Below are 881 nucleotides of genomic sequence, written 5' to 3' on the forward strand. Positions count from 1 at the left end.
CGGTTTTAAAGAGGATAACGCAGCACTCGTTTTTTTAAAAAGCAGAGGCAAGACAAAGACTATTCTTTTTGTTCAAAAGAAAGATAAAACCCTTGAGCTTTGGACGGGTGAGAGGCTTGGAGCAAAAGAGGCTAAAAAGAGATTTTTGGTTGATGAGGTATGTATTATAGATGATTTTGAAAAGAAGTTTAAAGAGCTTATAAAGGAAAAGAAAAATCTCTATTTTGAGTTAAGCTCAAAAAAGAGCAGTGTGAAAAAAGTTTCAAAATGGACAAAAGATATCAAGAGCAGACATGACATCCTGCCGCTTGTGCAAAAGATGAGACTCATCAAATCAGCTGCAGAGATTGAGATGATAAAAGAGTCAATAAATATTACGGCAAAAGCGCACCACAGAGCTATGAAGATAGACAAAAGAGGCAAACATGAGTACCAGCTTCAAGCAGAAATAGAGCATGAATTTAAAGTAAATGCTGCATACAGCGATGCCTACACCTCCATAGTTGCATGCGGAAGCAGTGCAAATACGCTTCACTATATAAAAAATGAGAAGCCGCTTGTGGAGGGAGAACTTATACTTATAGATGCGGGGTGCGAGCACAACTACTACGCAAGTGATATAACAAGGACTATCCCAGTAAATGGAAAGTTTAGTGAAGCGCAAAAAGAGCTATATAATCTTGTTTTAAATACACAGCTTAGAATCATTGCCATGATAAAACCGCTCGTTAAAAGAAGCCATCTGCAGGAGAGTGCCGAAAAACTTCTTACAAAAGGGATGGTGGAGCTTGGTATTTTAAAAGGAAATTATAAAAAACTGATAAAAGAGAAGAAACATAAAAAGTACTATCCGCATGGAATAGGGCACTGGATGGGTATAG

The 881-nt window shown here is 37.6% G+C and carries 1 protein-coding gene; it reads left to right on the top strand.

Features of this window, described 5'->3' with window-relative positions:
* Positions 1-881, top strand: an 881-nt coding sequence (locus RQ763_RS06305) for a Xaa-Pro aminopeptidase (RefSeq protein WP_314151823.1), incomplete at both ends; no start/stop codon positions are given.

Source organism: Sulfurimonas sp. (assembly GCF_032250635.1).
Classification (GTDB): domain Bacteria; phylum Campylobacterota; class Campylobacteria; order Campylobacterales; family Sulfurimonadaceae; genus Sulfurimonas.